General features: G+C 71.8%; 19 protein-coding genes. 12 read left to right on the forward strand and 7 right to left on the reverse strand.

All coding sequences use genetic code 11. From position 1 onward, the window contains the following. Positions 1-2: 2 nt before the first annotated feature. Both AC57BS_RS08005 and AC57BS_RS08010 read right to left on the reverse strand, forming a co-directional pair. On the reverse strand, positions 3-1,235 hold the full coding sequence (locus tag AC57BS_RS08005; RefSeq protein ID WP_496410901.1) for a pilus assembly protein TadG-related protein: 1,233 nt from the start codon (positions 1,233-1,235) through the stop codon (positions 3-5). After that, the gene (locus AC57BS_RS08010; protein WP_496410902.1) at positions 1,232-1,660 is read right to left on the reverse strand and encodes a TadE/TadG family type IV pilus assembly protein; all 429 of its coding nucleotides are present in this window, start codon (positions 1,658-1,660) and stop codon (positions 1,232-1,234) included. The genes AC57BS_RS08005 and AC57BS_RS08010 overlap by 4 nt, the downstream gene beginning before the upstream one ends. Positions 1,661-1,827: 167 nt before the next feature. Here AC57BS_RS08010 and AC57BS_RS08015 point away from each other — a divergent pair, with 167 nt between their 5' ends. Further along, positions 1,828-2,811 (forward strand): ROK family protein, encoded by a 984-nt coding sequence (locus AC57BS_RS08015; protein WP_496410903.1) that lies wholly within the window; start codon positions 1,828-1,830, stop codon positions 2,809-2,811. Here AC57BS_RS08015 and AC57BS_RS08020 read toward each other — a convergent pair. Beyond that, complete coding sequence (locus tag AC57BS_RS08020; RefSeq protein WP_496410904.1) at positions 2,796-4,040, reverse strand: ornithine cyclodeaminase family domain; 1,245 nt, start codon at positions 4,038-4,040, stop codon at positions 2,796-2,798. The genes AC57BS_RS08015 and AC57BS_RS08020 overlap by 16 nt on opposite strands. A 17-nt stretch (positions 4,041-4,057) precedes the next feature. Beyond that, the gene (locus AC57BS_RS08025; protein ID WP_496410905.1) at positions 4,058-4,516 is read right to left on the reverse strand and encodes a hypothetical protein; all 459 of its coding nucleotides are present in this window, start codon (positions 4,514-4,516) and stop codon (positions 4,058-4,060) included. Between the two features lie 167 nt (positions 4,517-4,683). On the opposite strand from AC57BS_RS08025, the gene AC57BS_RS08030 reads away from it, so the two are divergent. The 7 genes from AC57BS_RS08030 (at position 4,684) to AC57BS_RS08060 (ending at position 9,849) form a co-directional block, all read left to right on the forward strand. Beyond that, complete coding sequence (locus AC57BS_RS08030) at positions 4,684-5,496, forward strand: alpha/beta hydrolase (protein ID WP_496410906.1); 813 nt, start codon at positions 4,684-4,686, stop codon at positions 5,494-5,496. A 9-nt stretch (positions 5,497-5,505) separates the two neighbouring features. Further along, positions 5,506-6,276 carry a lysophospholipid acyltransferase family protein gene (locus AC57BS_RS08035; protein WP_496410907.1) on the forward strand — a complete coding sequence of 257 codons (771 nt, stop codon included), beginning with the start codon at positions 5,506-5,508 and terminating at the stop codon, positions 6,274-6,276. Between the two features lie 17 nt (positions 6,277-6,293). Then, complete coding sequence (gene macS / locus AC57BS_RS08040) at positions 6,294-7,427, forward strand: MacS family sensor histidine kinase (RefSeq protein ID WP_496411260.1); 1,134 nt, start codon at positions 6,294-6,296, stop codon at positions 7,425-7,427. Between the two features lie 89 nt (positions 7,428-7,516). Further along, positions 7,517-7,852, forward strand: coding sequence for a hypothetical protein (locus AC57BS_RS08045; RefSeq protein WP_496410908.1), 336 nt, complete (start codon positions 7,517-7,519; stop codon positions 7,850-7,852). Next, a complete protein-coding gene (locus AC57BS_RS08050) occupies positions 7,822-8,652 on the forward strand; it encodes an HTTM domain-containing protein (protein WP_496410909.1) in 831 nt (276 codons plus the stop codon). Before AC57BS_RS08045 ends, AC57BS_RS08050 begins: the two co-directional genes overlap by 31 nt. Continuing rightward, positions 8,649-9,164 carry a flavin reductase family protein gene (locus tag AC57BS_RS08055; protein WP_496410910.1) on the forward strand — a complete coding sequence of 172 codons (516 nt, stop codon included), beginning with the start codon at positions 8,649-8,651 and terminating at the stop codon, positions 9,162-9,164. Before AC57BS_RS08050 ends, AC57BS_RS08055 begins: the two co-directional genes overlap by 4 nt. A 37-nt stretch (positions 9,165-9,201) precedes the next feature. Next, positions 9,202-9,849: a response regulator gene (locus AC57BS_RS08060; protein WP_496410911.1), complete on the forward strand. Its 648-nt coding sequence runs from the start codon at positions 9,202-9,204 to the stop codon at positions 9,847-9,849. Between the two features lie 11 nt (positions 9,850-9,860). Here AC57BS_RS08060 and AC57BS_RS08065 read toward each other — a convergent pair whose 3' ends face one another. Then, on the reverse strand, positions 9,861-10,166 hold the full coding sequence (locus AC57BS_RS08065; RefSeq protein WP_496410912.1) for a hypothetical protein: 306 nt from the start codon (positions 10,164-10,166) through the stop codon (positions 9,861-9,863). A gap of 134 nt (positions 10,167-10,300) precedes the next feature. On the opposite strand from AC57BS_RS08065, the gene AC57BS_RS08070 reads away from it, so the two are divergent. From AC57BS_RS08070 to AC57BS_RS08080, 3 genes are all read left to right on the forward strand, one after another. Then, positions 10,301-10,747: a GNAT family N-acetyltransferase gene (locus tag AC57BS_RS08070; protein WP_496410913.1), complete on the forward strand. Its 447-nt coding sequence runs from the start codon at positions 10,301-10,303 to the stop codon at positions 10,745-10,747. A 9-nt stretch (positions 10,748-10,756) separates the two neighbouring features. After that, positions 10,757-11,662, forward strand: a complete 906-nt coding sequence (locus tag AC57BS_RS08075; protein WP_496410914.1) for a hypothetical protein — start codon at positions 10,757-10,759, stop codon at positions 11,660-11,662. Positions 11,663-11,773: 111 nt separating this feature from the next. Further along, the gene (locus AC57BS_RS08080) at positions 11,774-12,565 is read left to right on the forward strand and encodes a hypothetical protein (RefSeq protein WP_496410915.1); all 792 of its coding nucleotides are present in this window, start codon (positions 11,774-11,776) and stop codon (positions 12,563-12,565) included. Between the two features lie 61 nt (positions 12,566-12,626). Here AC57BS_RS08080 and glpK read toward each other — a convergent pair whose 3' ends face one another. Together glpK and AC57BS_RS08090 are read right to left on the reverse strand one after the other, a co-directional pair. Beyond that, on the reverse strand, positions 12,627-14,096 hold the full coding sequence (gene glpK, locus AC57BS_RS08085; RefSeq protein ID WP_496410916.1) for a glycerol kinase GlpK: 1,470 nt from the start codon (positions 14,094-14,096) through the stop codon (positions 12,627-12,629). Further along, positions 14,093-14,941: a DUF1028 domain-containing protein gene (locus AC57BS_RS08090; RefSeq protein WP_496410917.1), complete on the reverse strand. Its 849-nt coding sequence runs from the start codon at positions 14,939-14,941 to the stop codon at positions 14,093-14,095. Before AC57BS_RS08090 ends, glpK begins: the two co-directional genes overlap by 4 nt. Positions 14,942-14,963: 22 nt before the next feature. On the opposite strand from AC57BS_RS08090, the gene AC57BS_RS08095 reads away from it, so the two are divergent. Beyond that, the gene (locus AC57BS_RS08095; protein WP_496410918.1) at positions 14,964-16,226 is read left to right on the forward strand and encodes an MFS transporter; all 1,263 of its coding nucleotides are present in this window, start codon (positions 14,964-14,966) and stop codon (positions 16,224-16,226) included. The last annotated feature ends 153 nt before the right edge of the window (positions 16,227-16,379 follow it).

Raw genomic sequence — 16,379 nt, forward strand, 5'->3', positions numbered from 1 at the left:
AGCTACTCGCCGCCGCCGGTGAGCCGGCTGCGGCGCAGCAGGCCGTCACACTCCGAACCGAGCGCGCACTCCGAGTCCTCGTTGGAGACCGACGTGCGCTCGTTGACGTACTTCAGCAGCATGAAGTTGGTGTCGTTGCCGTCCTCCCACTCGGCGCTGGTGTACATCGACGGCATCCCGGCGCACTCTCCCGTGGTCGAGACGTAGCGCTCGGTCTTGCTGAAGTGGAATCCGCAGATGACCGCTGCGACCATCTTGAAGACCGGGTAGACCGCAGTGGTGCCGGTGCCCTCGATCGTGGAGGCGTCGCACTGCGGCACGGCGCAGAAGACGGGGAAGATGGCTGTCTCCTCGTTCCTGACCAGGAGCTCCCACTTCTCAGCGGTGTGACCGGAGTCGATGTTGCCGGTGTCGCCGCTGAGGCATTCCTCCTGGTCGTCCTTGGGCGCGCACTCGCCACCGATGGCGAGGGTCAGCTCGCCCGGCGTGACAGCGTCCTCCTGCCCGGGGATCACGGAGACCGGGTTCTCGCAGCCGAACTCGATCTGGTCCTCGGTGCTCTCACCGGGGTCCTCGTCCGGGCAGTCCACGACCCACCAGTTGCCGCTGCCGGTCTTGGCCGGGCAGGTCGTCGGAAGCTTGGTGGCGTTCTTGGGAGCGTCGATCCGGACGAAGGGGTACGTGCTGGGGCGGGGCTCCACCTGCACCTGTGCCGAGCACAGGGCGAGCGGCCGTACGCTCTCGCCGGCGCCCGGCGCGACGTCGACGGTGGCTTCGGCGCGGCGTTGCGTGGTGATCGTGTCGGGGACGTCGCCGCCGAAGATCTCGAGGACCTGTGTCGACGAGGTGTCGGTGTCACCTGCGAGTCCGTACTGGACGATGAGCACGCCCGGGGTGCGGTCGCAGTCGATGTCGAACTCGAGCTCGGTCGAGTCGTAGTAGCCCGCGTCCTTGGTGTCCTCGTAGTTGAGCAGGCCGAACCGTCGCGCCGCGGCCTGCGCCTCCGCGAAGGCCGCCGAGTTGTCCCGCACGGTCGGGCAGTCGCCCGCGTACTGGGTCAGCACCTGGGCTGCCGCCAGGGCTCCGGCGTCCGTCGCCTTCTGCAGGTTTCGCTTGCTGACATAGGCAGTCCCCAGGTCGATGGTGAACCCGGAGATGCCGATCAGGACGATTGCCAGGACCGCGGCCACGACCGCGGCCGCTCCGCGCTCGTCGCGTCCGTGTCGCCGATTCATGAGAACTCGCACTGGAACTCCGCCTGACTGTTGAGCCTGATCTCTCCGGGCAGCACTGCGTCCGGGAGGGGCCACGGGAAGAGAAACTCTGTGGTGACCTCGGCGCGCACCTGCAGGCTCTCGCCCAGCTCGGTGCCCTCGCACGTCGCCCGGAGCGGCAGGGTCACGGTGGGGTCGGGGTCCGTGGTGATGGGCCGGTACTCGTCCGCGACGATCGTCGCCGGCGTCACCCCCCGGTTGGAGTCCACCACTGCAGCGCGGGCCGCCTGCCGGACCGCGTTGTCCAGCGAGATCTGGTTGGCGAAGGCCACGCCGAAGTTGATGATGCCCCCGACCACGAGCAGCAGCGGGATCACGACGAGCGCGAACTCGACCGCGGACGCACCCCGTTCGGTGCGACCGTTCGTGCGTGTGCGCAAGCGCATGAGATCCCCTTGCCCCTTGATGTTCACCCGTCACCGTAGGAGTCGGCGTCCTCGGCTGTCGCTTCTTTGACGGCACTTGGGGCCGTCCATGACGAAAGATGGCTCGTTGTGACTAGACCGCTGGTCCGATCGGCCCATGTCTCCGTGCGTGCGCAAGGATTGCGCGCATGAGTGGGGGCACGAGCAGCGGCACGAACAGCGGTGTGGTCGTCGGGGTCGACATCGGCGGCACGAAGGTGCTGGCCGGCGTCGTCGACGCCGACGGGCGGGTGGGGCGTACGGCCCACCGCACCACCCCAGGGCGCCGGGTGGTGACGAGCCAGGTCGAGGACGCGCTGGTGGCGGCAGTGCTCGAGGCGGCCGGCGGTCGTCCCCTGGCCGGGGTCGGGGTCGCCGCGGCCGGGTTCGTCGATGCGGCCGGCGAACGGGTCATGTTCGCCCCGCACCTGCCGTGGCAGGGGCAGCCGTTGCGCGCGCTCCTCGCCGACCGGCTCGGATGCCCGGTCGGGCTCGACAACGACGCCAACTGTGCTGCGCGCGCGGAGGCACATCACGGCGCTGCGCGAGGTGTGGGCTCGGCGCTCATGATCACCATGGGCACCGGCATCGGGGGTGCCGTGCTGATCGAGGGCCAGGTGGTGCGCGGTGCCAACGGGATGGCGGGGGAGTTCGGCCACATGCAGGTCGTGCCCGACGGCCAGGCGTGCGAGTGCGGGCGCCGAGGCTGTTGGGAGCAGTACTCGTCGGGCAACGCGCTCGTCCGCAACGCCCGCGCCCTCATGGTCGACCAGCCCTCCGTGCTCGTGGAGATGAGCGACGGGGCGCCGGAGCAGGTCACCGGTCCGATGGTGACCTCGGCCGCGGAGCAGGGCGACCTGGTGGCGCGGCAGGCGTTCGCCTCGGTGGGTGGCTGGCTCGGCGTCGGCACCGCCAACCTGATCGCCGCACTGGACCCGGCGGTCGTGGTGGTCGGGGGCGGCGTCTCGGCCGCGGGGGACCGGCTGCTCGACCCGGCGCGCACCGCGCTGCGGCGTACGCTCGTCGGCGCCGAGCACCGGGTCGTGCCGCCGCTGGTCGCCGCCCGGCTGGGACCGCAGGCCGGGATGGTCGGGGCGGCGCTGCTGGTCTCGAGCGATCAGGCCTGTCGGTAGTCCGCCACCAGCTCCAGCGCGAGCTGCTCGAGGAAGAGGCCCACGTCGGAGACGATGCCGCGCTCGAGGTGGGTCCCGCGGTCGGGGAGCCTGGTGACCACGGCCGGGTTGATGTCCACGCACACCACGGGGACGCTCGCCGGCAGGATGTTGCCGGTGGCGGCCGAGTAGAGCTGCGTCGCCATCATCAGGCAGTAGCCGACCTCGCCGATCTCGGCGCGCATCGCCCGCTGGCCCTCGACCACGTCGGTGTGGACATCGGGCAGCGGGCCCTCGTCCCGGACGGAGCCCACCAGCACGAAGCGACGTCCGCAGGTGGCGAGCGCGTGCATCAGCCCACTGGCCAGGACCCCCTGGGCCGCCGCGGCCTCGATCGAGCCGGCCCGGCGGATCGTGTTGACCGCGCGGACCTGGTGCTCGTGCCCGTGCTCGAGGCCCTGTGTGGACACGTCCGCGGCACGGCCCCTGCCGTAGAGGGCGGCCTCGATGTCGTAGGTCGCCAGCGCGTTGCCGGCGAACAGGACGTCGACCCACCCGGCCCGGACGAGCGCCACCATCGCCGGCACGGCGCCGGCGTGGACCACGCCGGGGCCGGCGACCCACAGCAGGCGCTTCCCGTCCGCGCGAGCCTGCCGCATGCCGTCGGCGACCTGGCGTACGAGCACGGCCTGTGGGCGGTCGCGCGCGACCTCGCCGTCGCCGAAGGCGAGCGGGTCCGCCTCGGAGTCCTGGCTCGGCACCGACACCCGTACGCCGGTCGCGCCGACGACGATCCGCATGCCGGCCCGCACGTCGGACAGGGGGACCGTACGGACCCGCGCCACGCCTGAGGGGGCGTCCACGACCAGGCCGCAGTCCATCTCGGGGTTCTCCACGTCGTGCCACTCACCGTCGAGCTGCACGTGCGTGTCGAGGTTGGACGTGGCGTAGAAGCCCTCGGGCAGCACGCCGTCGAGCTCAGCCGTGGCGATGACCGCGTCCCCCTCGGAGACCTGGTTGACACCGCGCGTCTGGAGGCGCATGAGCAGTCGCTGGAGAGAGGGGTCGTCTGCCGCCTCGACCGTGATCCGCGCGCTGCTGGGGTCGTGGGCGTCGTGGCCGACGTCGAGCTGCTCGATGACGTAGTCGCCGCCGAAATCGCGGATGTCGTCGAGGACGCGCGACAGGATGCCGCTGTCCATCAAGTGCCCCGTGACCTCGACGGTCTCATGTGGCCCCACCCCGGTCACACTACGCCCAGGCGGCGTCAGACGCGGGAGCCGTCGTCCCACGGATCGCGCGGAGACCTCGGCATCTCGCGCACCAGGTAGACGAAGCCGCCGACGAACCAGCCGACCAGGGCCCAGCCGAGCAGCGGCGTGACGTACAACGAGAACAGGCCGAGCACGAGGGCGACCAGCGGCGCCACGAAGAGGCCGGCCCACGCCACCCCGCGCTGCCACGTGCGGGGTGCCGGGAGCGGCGGCGCCGGGGGTGGGCGGAAGCGCTCGGCCTCGGCGATCGCCTGCTCGCGCCGCTCGACGGGGTCGTCGTCCTCGAGGTGCTCGGGAAGGTCCGGTGCGTCGGGAGTGTCGTCCGCCTGCGCCGCGGTGGCCGGTTCGTCCGCCGCGGGGGCCTGGTCGTCCAGCACCGGACGCTCGCCGTAGTGCTCGACGATCTCGCGCCACGCCAGCTCCGTGTGGCTCTCGTCCTCCGGTCGGCTCACGCGGCCAACGGTAGCCCGCCGGAGGTGAACAGACCGGGTCTCGATACGCCCGCTCGTCCCCTTCGATACACCGGCTCGTCCCTCACCGGCACTCAGGACACCGCCTCGCGGGCTACTCGACCAGCGAGATGGGACTCCCGGCCCGCGTGCTGGTGCACACTGTGCCCGTGAAGATCCCGTTCCGCGGCACCCCGGCCGCGCCCCTCGACCCCACCCTGGTCGCGCCGATGTCGACGGCGGCGCAGCCCGAGCTCACCGGCGGGCGTCGCATCGGCGTCCTCGTCGTGCACGGGTTCACCGGCAGTCCTGCCTCCATGAGGCCGTGGGCGGAGGACCTGGCGGCCCGTGGGTACGCCGTCGAGATGCCGCTGCTGCCCGGCCACGGCACCCGGTGGCCGGACATGAACAAGGTCACCTGGGCTGACTGGGTCGCGACCGTCGAAGGGGCCTTCGACAAGCTCGCCTCCGAGAACGACGCTGTCGTGGCCGTGGGGTTGTCGATGGGAGGAGCACTGTCCCTCCGGCTCGCGGCGGACCACGGCGAGGAGCTGGCCGGCGTCGTCATGGTCAACACGGCGGTCGACACGATGCGCAAGGACGCGGCGCTCCTGCCCGTCCTCAAGCACGTCGTGCCGGCCTTCCCCGGGATCAGGAACGACATCAAGAAGCCCGGGATGGACGAGATCGCCTACCCCTACATCCCGCTCAAGGCGGCCGCGTCGATGTCCGCCGGTTGGGCCGAGCTCCGGCGGGACCTGCCGAAGATCACCATCCCGGTGCTCTACTTCCGGTCGAAGGTCGACCACGTCGCCGACTTCTCGTCGTCGCGCGCGATCAACGCAGGACTGTCCTCCAAGGACTTCGAGGAGCGGATCCTGGAGGACAGCTATCACGTGGCGACCATCGACAACGACGCCCCGCGGATCTTCGCGGAGTCCGCGGAGTTCATCGAGCGGGTCACCTCGGCCGAGCGGGGATAGGCTCGGCCCGTGCTCTATTGGTTCCTGAAGTGGATCGCCCTCGGGCCGGTGCTCCGCCTCGTCTTCCGGCCCAAGGCCTACGGTGTCGACCACGTGCCGGAGGAGGGTCCCGCGATCCTCGCGAGCAACCACCTCTCGTACGCAGACTGGCTCTTCATGCCGCTCACCCTCAACCGTCGGGTCACCTTCGTCGCCAAGGCGGAGTACTTCACCACTCCCGGCATCAAGGGCTGGTTCCAGAAGAAGTTCTTCACCGGCGCCGGCCAGGTGCCGATCGACCGCTCCGGTGCCAACGCTGCCGAGGGCGCGATGAAGTCGGCGATGAAGATCCTCGCCGAGGGCGACCTGTTCGGGATCTATCCCGAGGGCACCCGCTCGCACGACGGCAAGCTCTACCGCGGCAAGACCGGTGTCGCACGCCTGGCGCTCGAGACCGGCGCCCCGGTCATCCCGTGCGCGGTGGTCGGCACCGACGTCGTGGCGCCCACCGGCAAGGTCTACGGCACCTGGACACGCCCGGTCGTGCGCTTCGGCAAGCCGCTCGACTTCTCGCGCTACGCCGGCATGGAGAACGACCGCTACATCCTGCGCTCGATCACCGACGAGATCATGTACGAGATCATGCGGCTCTCGGGCCAGGAGTACGTCGACCTCTACGCCAGCAAGGCCAAGGAGCTCGACAAGGAGAAGGCCCGGCAGGCCGAGCGTGACAAGGCCGAGCGGGAGAAGGCCGAGCGCGACCAGGCCGCCGCGGACGGGCCGGAGCAGAAGGCGTCCTGAACGCCCACCCGCGCCCGCTGGTCCCCGGGCCGCGCGCCGACTCCGCGCTCGCCGTCGAGGACCGGCTCTACTCGGCGCTGGCGATCGTCCGGGTGGTCGTGACCATCAACATGGTGGGCCTCAACGCCTACCGCCGCGACAACTTCGAGCACCCGACGGTAGGCCTGCTCGTCGTCGTCGCGCTCGCCGTCTGGACGGTCGCGGCGATCTGGCTCTACCGCGACCGGGCGCGACGCACTCCCGTGCTGCTGGTGGCTGACCTCGCGGTGGTGCTCGCGGCCCTGGCCGTCACGCCGTGGGTGAAGTCGCCCGACTTCAACGCGACCGTCCCCGGCTTCTACGTGATGGGCGCGTTCTTCGCCTGGGCCATCCACTGGCACTGGCGCGGTGGCCTGGTCGCCTCCGTCCTGATCGCTGCGTTCGACCTCCTGCCGCGCTCCGACGTCGACCAGGGCAACTACGGCAACACCTTTCTCGTGCTCATCGGCGGACCGATCGTCGGCTACCTGTGCGAGTCCCTGCAGCGGATGGCGCGCGAACGCGATGCCGCCGAACGCGCGGCGGCCGCGGCGGATGAACGGACGCGGCTCGCCCGGGCGGTCCACGACGGCGTGCTGCAGGTGCTGGCGATGGTCCAGCGCCAGGGCTCGGCCGTCGGAGGGGAGTGGGCCGAGCTCGGGCGCCTCGCGGGGGAGCAGGAGCGTGGGCTGCGCTCTCTGATCCGGCAGCAGGACGCGGTGCCGACGGAGTCCAGGGGACTGGTGGACCTGACGGGTGCCCTCGAGGTGATGGCGACGGCCCACCCCGTACGCGTCGAGGTCGCCACGCCCGGCGGTGCCGTGCTCGTCGACGAGCACGTCGCGGCCGAGACCGTCGCCGCGGTCCGGGCCTGCCTGGACAACGTCCTGGCCCACGTCGGACCCGGCGCCACCGCGTGGGTGCTCGCCCAGGCCGCCCCCGAGGCGGTCACGATCTCGGTGCGCGACGACGGCCCCGGCGTCCCTCCGGGCCGGCTCGACGCGGCCGCGGCCGAGGGACGGCTCGGTGTCGCCTCGTCCATCCGCGGGCGGATCGAGGAGCTCGGCGGCACCGCCACTGTCGCGAGCGGCGAGTGGGGCACGGAGTGGGAGCTCGTCGTTCCGGTGCCGTGACCCTGGAGATTCTGCTCGGATCCCACCTCCCGAGGGCGCTCCAGGCGTTACCGTCGGCGAGCGCTCGATGTCGATTGTGAGGTGGTCCAGTGGCTGGCAACGTGCTGTCTGCCCGGTGGTCCCGACCCAGGCTGGTCCTCGCCGCGATCGTGTGCCTCCAGGTCGCCGTACCGGTGTGGGCGACGTGGGAGGGAGTTCCGCACAAGTTCGGCTTCCACATGTTCACCGGCTACGACCCGCTCGACGTGCAGGTCGTCGACGACGACGGTGCGCTGCTGGACATCGAGCTCTCCGACTGGATCGTCGTTCCCCGCGAGGACATCGACTGGACCGTGCGCCTGCCTCCGCTGATCTGTGCGGACGTCGCCGAGGCCGCGACCGTCACCGTGCGGCAATGGGGAAGCGATCGGACGCAGTCGTGCTGAGGCTGGACGACGTCGTCGACGGGCGCGCGCTTGCCGTCGCCCGCATCGGGATCGGCCTGTCCGGCCTCCTGAATTGCGCCGAGTCGTGGGTCGTCTTCGTGAAGGTGGAGCAACGTGGCGCCATGGCGGTGCGGACCTGGGACTGGCTTCCCGCGGTGTCGCCGATGGCCGCTGCCTCGATGGCGGCCGTCGGCGCGGTGGCAGCCGTGTTCGTGCTGGCCGGTCTGGGGAGCAGGGTCGCCGGGGTCGTGCTGGCCGGGGCGCTGGCGACGATGATGCTGCTGGAGCAACAGACCTACAGCAACCACGTGGCGCTCTCGATGTGGTGCGCGCTCTGGTTGGCCTTCTCGCACGCGGACGCGCGGTGGTCCCTTCGGAGCCGGATCGAGGGAGCGCGGGACGTCCGCGTCGCCGACCAGCTGCTGCTCATGACGCAGGTCAGCGTCGTGTACGCGTTCACAGGCCTGTTGAAGGTCAACCCGGAGTTCCTGAGCGGCCGCGTGATCCAGGAGAACTCCCACCTCGCGATCTCGGACCCGCTGGCGCAGGTGATGGCGGTCGCCGCAGTGGTGACCGAGGTCGGCCTCTGCGTGGGGTTGTGGATCCCGCGGCTCCGCTGGCTCGTCGCCCTCGCCGGCGTCGGCCTGCACGCGTCCATCCCGATCGTGATGTACCAGCCGCTGCCACTGGTCTCGTTCTCCATCTCCGTCGTCTTCCTCTACCCGCTCTTCTTCGCGCGGCCCGTGCCGGACCCTCACCCGGTGGTGGAGCAGGGCGCGCTCGCTAGCGTGACCTGGTGACGATCCACAGCAGCCACCCGTTCCCGACCCCCGACGACCCCGTACGCCGTCTGCGCGGACGCCTCGGGGGCGCGGTGTCGCTCTGGACGGCCGGCTCGGCCGACGACCCGGCCGGGCCGTCGGGCCTCACGGTGTCATCGCTGCTCGTGGCGGGCGGGGAGCCGGGCAGGGTGCTCGCGCTGCTCGACCCCGACGCCGACCTCACCGAGGCGCTGCTGGAGACCGGCCGCGGTGTCGTGCAGCTGCTGTCGTGGGGACACCGCGACCTCGCCGACGCCTTCGCGGGCACGACCCCGGCTCCGGGCGGTCCGTGGCGGCTGGCGGACTGGGTCGCGACCGACCACGGACCCCGCCTGGCGCAGGCCGCCGCGTGGGCGCTGGTGAGCGTCGAGACCGACGTCGAGGTGGGCTGGTCACGGCTGGTGACCTGCACGATCGACGACCTGGTCGTCGGGGACGACCCCGAGCCGCTCGTGCACAGGCGTGGGCGCTACGTCACGCCCGGCGGCTAGAGGTCTACGCTTCCCCCAACTCTTGGGAGGGGGTGCCATGGTCAGGGTGATGGTGGTCGACGACCATCCGATGTGGCGGGACGCGGTCGAGCGCGACCTGCAGGCCGCCGGTCACGAGGTCGTTGCGATCGCGTCCAACGGGCGCGAGGCGATGGCACGCTTCCCCGCGGCGGCGCCGCAGGTGGTCGTCCTCGACCTCCAGCTGCCGGACCACAGCGGGGTGCAGGTGACGAGCATGATGCTCGAGCACGACCCGACGGCACGGGTGCTGATCCTGTCGGCCAGCGGTGAGCAGGCCGACGTGCTCGAGGCGATCAAGGCCGGCGCCACGGGCTACCTGGTCAAGTCGGCCTCGAGCGCCGAGCTCATCGACGCGGTGACGCGTGTGGCCGACGGTGACACGGTCTTCACACCCGGCCTCGCCGGCTTGGTGCTGGGCGAGTTCCGCCGCATCGCCGACGGTCCCGCCGACGACCCGCGCGACCAGCTCACCGAGCGCGAGACCGAGATCCTCAAGATGGTTGCGACCGGTATGAGCTACAAGCAGATCGCGGCCCGTCTGGTGCTGTCGCACCGCACCGTGCAGAACCACGTCCAGAACACCCTGCGCAAGCTCCAGATGAACAACCGGGTCCAGCTGACCCGCTGGGCCATCGAGCACGGCCTCGACGAGGGACCCGCCTGATCAGCGCGGCCCTATCCGGTTCGACGCCGCGCCGCGGTGTGCATCTTGGCGCTCGCGCCGATCCCTGCTGCCATGGTGGCGAGGGCCAACATGCCGAGAAACACCGGCTCGCGCTCTTCGTCGCCCGTGAAGCCGGCTGCCAGCTCCAAGGGGCCGGTCACGTCACCCACCCCGACGCTGGTTCCGGGCGCGGCCTGGACGACGGTGACCCGGGCCGGCTGGAGGGCCTGTGCCTCAGAGCCCGCCCCCGAGCTCGCGGCGCTCAGGCCCAGCACCGCGAACAGTGCGGCCAGGCACGAGAGAACGAGTCGACGCATCTGCCTACACCCCCCGTAGAACGCCCCCTGGCACGGGAGCTCTCTCCACCAGAACACCGGGGTGGGGGCGCCTCAACCCCGATATGCGGTACGCCGGACGGGGCCGTACCCAGGCGGGGGTAGGTTTCCTCGTCATGGAGGTCGAGTGGCGGGTGGCAACCTCCGTGGACGCCGTCGCGCTGCGCGACCTTGAGCGCACCGCGAGCCGCGCGGGGCTGGGCCACGTGTTCGGCGAGCTGCCCTACCCGGACGACGACGTGCTGGCCCGCTGGGCGCTGCTGCTCGACGACCCGGAGGTGACGGTCGAGGTGGTCGAGGACGAGCACGGGCTCGTCGCGCTGGTGGCCCACGACGGCTCCACCCTGCGCCACCTGGCCGTCCGTCCCGACCGCTGGGGCGCCGGGCTGGCGCGGGCGGGCTTCGCCCGCGCGGAGGCCGCGGGCGCACGGCGGCTGTGGGTGCTGGAGGCCAACGGGCGGGCACGCCGGCTGTACGAGTCGCTGGGGTGGCGGCCGAGCGGCACCACCCAGGAGTGCCCGTGGCGCCCGTACCCGACCGAGGTCGAGTACGCCGCTCCCTAGGATCAGGGCATGCCCGACTCGAGGTCCGACCCGCTGCTGGAGATCGCCGACGACCTCTACGCGCTGCCGCTGGCCGACTTCACGCCGGCGCGCGACGCGCTGGCCAAGGAGCACAAGGCCGACAAGGCGCTCGCAGCCGCGATCAAGGGGCTGCGCAAGGCGTCGGTCGCGGCGTGGGTGGTGAACCTGCTCGTCCGCCGCGACCCCGACCAGGTCGACCAGGTGCTCGCGGTCGGCGAGGCGCTGCGCGACGCGCAGGACAACCTCGACGCCACGCAGCTGCGCGAGTTCACCAAGCAGCGGCGCCAGCTGACCGCGTCGGTCACGACCGCCGCCCGGCGGATGGCCCGCGAGGAGGGCGTACGGACCACGCAGTCGGTCGCCGACCAGGTGGAGGCCACGCTCACGGCCGCGATGCTCGAGCCCGACGCGGCGAAGGCGGTGCGCAGCGGGCTGCTCGTGACGTCGCTGAGCGCCACCGGCCTCGGCGACCTCGACCTCACCGGCGCAGTGGCGGCACCGGACGCCCTCGGCTTCACCGCGCGCGCCCGCCCGGTCGCGGCGCCCGACCCGACGCAACGGCCCCAGCTCCACGTCGTGCCCGATCCGGACGCCGACATCAAGGCGAGGGCCGCGGCCGACGAGCGGCTCGCCGAGGCCAAGGGGGTGCTCAAGGAGGCCGAGAAGGAGCACCGGGCGGCCCGGCGGTCGGTCGAGAAGCTCCAGGCGCGCACGCTCCAGCTGCAGTCCGAGCTCGACGAGCTGCGCAGCCGGGTCGCCGCGCTGGAGGACACGCTCGAGGAGGTCGACGACGAGCTCGGGGAGGCCGAGGCCGCGCAGGCCGAGGCCGAGGAGGCCGTCGACGAGGCGCGGGCCGAGGTCGAGTCGGCGCGCGAGGCCCGCGACGGGCTCTAGGTCTCGCGAGCGCGGTGAAAGCAGCGATTCACCACCAGACACTCCATTCCGGTGCGGCGGGTCGCTGTCATGCCGCAGACTTGCGGCTGCGATCGGGGAGGGGGATTCGGGATGAAGGTGGCAGCCGCCGCGGCCCGGATCGTGGTTTCCGGTATCGGCGCGCTGATCCTCGTTCCACTCGCGGTGACCTGGCTGGTCGAGATCGGCGTGGCAGGGGCCTGGAAGTGGCTGCCGGGCTGCGTGGTCCTGGTCGCCGGTCTCGCCGGGTGCTCGGCCGCGGCGCTCTGGTGGCCGCGTCGGCGCATGCGGGTGGGGGCCGGGCTTGCCGCGCTCGTCTGGGGGACGGTGGCGCTGAGTGCTGCCTACTGGCCCGGGGTCACCACCCGGGCAGAAGTCCGCGAGGCCTTCGAACGGGTCGGTTACAACGACGGTCTCGTGGATCCAACCATCTGGGAGCTGGGTGGGGACTGGTGCGTCGCCGACTCTGCGCATCTTCTCGGCTGCCCCCGGCTGTCAGCGGACTACCTGGTCGACGAGGGCGGGAGCGAGGACCTGCTCCGTGCGCTGGAAGATGCCGGCTTCCAGCTGGTCGGAGAGATCGAGCCGCGTCCGGTCGAGAACTTCGACCTGCCGTTGTCGGGCTCGTTCGGCGTCGGCTCGAGGCACTGGTTCGTCGACGGCGGGATGCGGGTCGAGGTCACGGTCATCAGCGATCGGACGCTGGCAGCGCCCATGCAGGGCACGGACACCGGCACCATCCACGTCCCGACGGGCACGGAGAGTGTCAGCCTGGAGCTCTTCGACGCGGAGAACTCCCATCAGCTGCTCGACAACATCGCAGAGCTCGGCTTCTGGTCACCCGACGCCTCGCTCGAGGACGTCGAGCCGCCGCCCGGATGGTGAGGCGGTAGGTCTCGATACGTCCGCTCGCTGGCGCTCGCGGCCTACTCGACCACCGAACGCACTACTCTGCCCAGCCCTTCGAGCGCTCGACCGCCTTGTTCCAGAGGGCGTACGCCGCGTCGAGGGCCGCGCGGTCGCCCCCGGGCTCGAAGCGGCGGTCCAGCGCCCAGGTGTCGCGGAGCTCGTCGGTGGAGGACCACGTGCCGGTGCCGAGGCCGGCGAGGAACGCCGCCCCCAGCGCGGTGGTCTCCACGATCTCGGGCCGCTCGACCGCCCGTCCGACCTGGTCGGCCTGGAACTGGCAGAGCAGGTCGTTGGCCGCGGCGCCGCCGTCGACGCGCAGCGTGGTGAGCTCGGGCAGGGTCTCGAGCACGTCGCGGACCTCGAAGGCGATGGCCTCGAGCGTGGCGCGTACGAGGTGGGCCCGGGTGGTGCCGCGGGTGATGCCGATGATCGTGCCGCGGGCGTGGGGGTCCCAGTGCGGGGCGCCCAGGCCGGTCAGCGCGGGCACGAAGACGACGCCGTCGGTGTCCTCGACGGTCGCGGCGATGGCCGCGGTCTCGGCGGCGTTGCCGACGATCTGGAGCCCGTCGCGCAGCCACTGCACCGCAGCGCCGGTCACGAAGATCGCCCCCTCGAGGGCGTAGGTCATCTCGCCGTCGGGGGAGCGCCATGCGGCGGTGGAGAGCAGCCCGGCGTCACTGCGCACGACCTGGCTGCCGGTGTTGGTGAGGATGAAGGAGCCGGTGCCGTAGGTGCACTTGGACTCGCCCTCCTCGAAGCAGGTCTGGCCGAACAGGGCCGACTGCTGGTCGCCCGCGATGCCGGCGATCGGCAGGGACAGGCCGAGGAACGACTTCGGGTCGGTCGGAGCGACCTCGCCCCAGTTGGGCACCAAGTCGGGGAGCGCGCCGCGGGGCACCCCGAAGAGCCCGCACAGCTCGTCGGACCAGTCGCCCGCCTCGAGGTCGAAGAGCAGGGTGCGGCAGGCGTTGGAGACGTCGGTGACGTGCCAGGTGCCGCGGGTCATCCGGGCGATGAGGTAGGAGTCGACGGTGCCCACGGCGTACCGCCCGGACTCGACCAGAGCCCACGTGTGCGGCTCGTTCTCGGCCAGCCAGGTGAGCTTGGTGCCGGAGAAGTAGGGGTCGAGCCGCAGGCCGGTGAGCTCGGCGACGCGCTCCTCGTGGCCGTCGGCGCGCAGCCGTTCGCAGATGTCGGCCGTACGCCGGTCCTGCCACACGATGGCGCGGCGCGGGGAGCCCAGGGTCTCGCGGTCCCACAGCACCACCGTCTCGCGCTGGTTGGTGATGCCGACCGCGGTGAGCTCGACGGCGTCGACCTTGGTCAGCACCTCGCGGGTGGCCTCCAGCGTGGCCTGCCAGATCTCCTCGGCGGAGTGCTCCACCCACCCGGGCTGCGGGAAGTGCTGGCGGAACTCCTGGTAGCCCTTGGCCTGGATGCGGCCGTCGGGCGTGACGACGACCGCCGTCACTCCGGTCGTACCGGCGTCGATCGCGAGGACGCTCATGCCTGCGCCTCCTGCTCACCCCGGATGATCGCGAGGATCCGGCGGTCGATCCACGGCGGTCGCGCACCCGGGCCGACGCGCATCTCGTAGTTCTCCGAGCCGACCCACATGTGGAAGCTGTCCTTGCCCTCGGCCTTGGCGAGGGACTCGAGCTCGATCATCAGCGCGTCGTCGACGGGCACCTGCTCCTCCGGTGTCGACGCGGTCAGGTAGAGCTCGTTGAGGTCGACGAGCCGCGCCAGCTCGGTGACGGGGTCGGCGTGGTCATCGACGCGGAGGTCGACGGCGACGTCGTCGTGCCCGCCATAGCCCGCCCCGTCGCGTACGACGAGCAGGGCCGCGCTCTGCCGGCCGCGGCTGTCGCCCCCGGCCTCGTCACCCGCGGCGAGGGCGGCGAGGAGGCGGCGTTCGAGGCTGAGGTCGCCGCCGGCCTGCCAGGCCCGCTCCATGGCCTCGACGACCTCGGGGCCGGTGAGGATGTTGCCCTGGATCGCGTAGCCGCCGCGTTCGCCGCTGCGGCCAGTCGCCCCGCCGGCCCAGGCGAAGCACTCCGAGCCGGTCCAGGTGGCGGCGTTGCCGTCGGAGTCGACGACCCCGGCCTGCCGGTGCTCGCGGCCGTCGTCCTCCTCGACCAGCCGGTCGAGGGCGACCTGCGCGGTCGCGCCCTCGTCGAGGTGCGCCAGCCCGAGGTACTTGTAGGCGATGTTGGCGTCGGCCTGCGTGGCGATCGCCCCGACCCCGGCCGCGGCCGCCGGCACGGCGGACCCGACGGCCAGGAACTTGGAGGCGACGGCGACCCCCCATGAATCGCCGTCGTCGGACCGGGCAACGATGGAGAACGTCATGTGCCGACCCTAGTGTGATCCCGTGCTGAACCGTCTCGGATTCCCTCGCGTCGGGGAGCATCGCAGGTTCGTCGCGGCCATCGTGGCCGACACCGTCGGCAGCGGGCTGTTCATGCCGATCACGCTGCTCTACTTCCTCGCGATGACCGACCTGTCGCTGGTGCAGATCGGCACCGCGCTGTCTTTGTCGGCCGTGCTGACCATGCCGGGCGCCTTCGTCATCGGCAGCCTCGTCGACCGGTTCGGCCCGCGGAAGATGATGCTCGCGGGCAACCTCGTCCAGGCGGTCGGGATGATCGCCTACCTCTGGGCCGACTCGCTGCTCGTCGTCGCGCTGTGGACCACCCTGCTCAACATCGGCCGCCAGGCGTTCTGGGGGTCCTTCGGCAACGTCGTCACCGCGATCTCCGCCCCTGGGGAGCGCGAGATCTGGTTCGGCTTCCTCCAGGCGGTGCGCAACCTCGGCTACTCCCTCGGCGGCGTGCTCGCGGGGGTCGCGCTCCAGGTCGGCACCGACCTCGCCTACGAGACGGTCGTGGTCGTCAACGCGGTGACCTTCGTCGTCGCGTTCGTCCTGCTGCTCGACGTGCCCGACCACCGGGCCGCGCATGCCGACGACGCGCCGATGGAGGGCTGGGGCGTGGTCCTGCGCGACCGGGCCTACCTGCGGCTGGTGGTCGGCCAGTTCGGCTTCGTGGCCGGGATGATGGTGCTCAACTTCGCGCTGCCGGTCTACGTCGCCGAGACCATCGACCTGCCCGGGTGGGTGGTGGGAGCGATCTTCACCCTCAACACCGCGATGGTGGGGCTGGGCCAGGGCCTCGTCGTACGCCGGATGACCGGCCGCGTCCGGGCGCGGATGATGGGGCTCGCCCAGGTCGTGTTCGTCGTCAGCTACGCGCTGTTCGTGCTCGCCGGCTGGCTGCCGGTGTGGCTGGCCGTCGTGGTCATGCTGGTCGGCGCCGCCGTCTACACCTTCGGCGAGCTGACCGGCGGGCCGGTGTTCAGCGCCACGGCGGCCGAGGCCGCCCCCGACCACCTGCGCGGCCGCTACCTCGGGCTGTTCCAGCTCAGCTGGGGCATCGGGGGAGCGGTGACGCCGGTGGCGTTCACCTGGCTGCTGGCCCACGGGCAGACAACCCTGTGGTGGGTGCTCGCGCTCGTCGCGATCGCCAGCGGGGCGTACCTCCAGCGCCTGCCACGGGTGCTCCCCGCGGCCGGGGTGCGGGTGACCGACCGGTCCGGCCAGGAGCCCGCCCCCGAGTCCGCCCCGGGACCTGCCTGAGGGTGGCGGCGGATTGCGTGGCGAGGCCGTCCGAGGCTGCGATGTGCCGCCACCTCGCGGCGGCGTACGGCGGGTGGCCGGTGGGGGTGGCGGCGGATTGCGTGGCGAGGGCGTCCGGGGCTGCGATGTGCCGCCACCTCGCGGCGGCACACC

This window comes from Nocardioides sp. BGA-UO-ETr-FS32, from assembly GCF_059567905.1.

Excerpts from the sequence above, each read along its gene's own strand:
- AC57BS_RS08010 (WP_496410902.1), bottom strand. The coding sequence starts at position 1,660 with ATGCGCTTGCGCACACGCACGAACGGTCGCACCGAACGGGGTGCGTCC.
- AC57BS_RS08050 (WP_496410909.1), top strand. The coding sequence starts at position 7,822 with ATGGGGAAGCGATCGGACGCAGTCGTGCTGAGGCTGGACGACGTCGTC.
- AC57BS_RS08015 (WP_496410903.1), top strand. The coding sequence starts at position 1,828 with ATGAGTGGGGGCACGAGCAGCGGCACGAACAGCGGTGTGGTCGTCGGG.
- AC57BS_RS08075 (WP_496410914.1), top strand. The coding sequence starts at position 10,757 with ATGCCCGACTCGAGGTCCGACCCGCTGCTGGAGATCGCCGACGACCTC.
- AC57BS_RS08065 (WP_496410912.1), bottom strand. The coding sequence starts at position 10,166 with ATGCGTCGACTCGTTCTCTCGTGCCTGGCCGCACTGTTCGCGGTGCTG.
- AC57BS_RS08070 (WP_496410913.1), top strand. The coding sequence starts at position 10,301 with ATGGAGGTCGAGTGGCGGGTGGCAACCTCCGTGGACGCCGTCGCGCTG.
- AC57BS_RS08090 (WP_496410917.1), bottom strand. The coding sequence starts at position 14,941 with ATGACGTTCTCCATCGTTGCCCGGTCCGACGACGGCGATTCATGGGGG.
- AC57BS_RS08060 (WP_496410911.1), top strand. The coding sequence starts at position 9,202 with ATGGTCAGGGTGATGGTGGTCGACGACCATCCGATGTGGCGGGACGCG.
- glpK (WP_496410916.1), bottom strand. The coding sequence starts at position 14,096 with ATGAGCGTCCTCGCGATCGACGCCGGTACGACCGGAGTGACGGCGGTC.
- AC57BS_RS08005 (WP_496410901.1), bottom strand. The coding sequence starts at position 1,235 with ATGAATCGGCGACACGGACGCGACGAGCGCGGAGCGGCCGCGGTCGTG.
- AC57BS_RS08080 (WP_496410915.1), top strand. The coding sequence starts at position 11,774 with ATGAAGGTGGCAGCCGCCGCGGCCCGGATCGTGGTTTCCGGTATCGGC.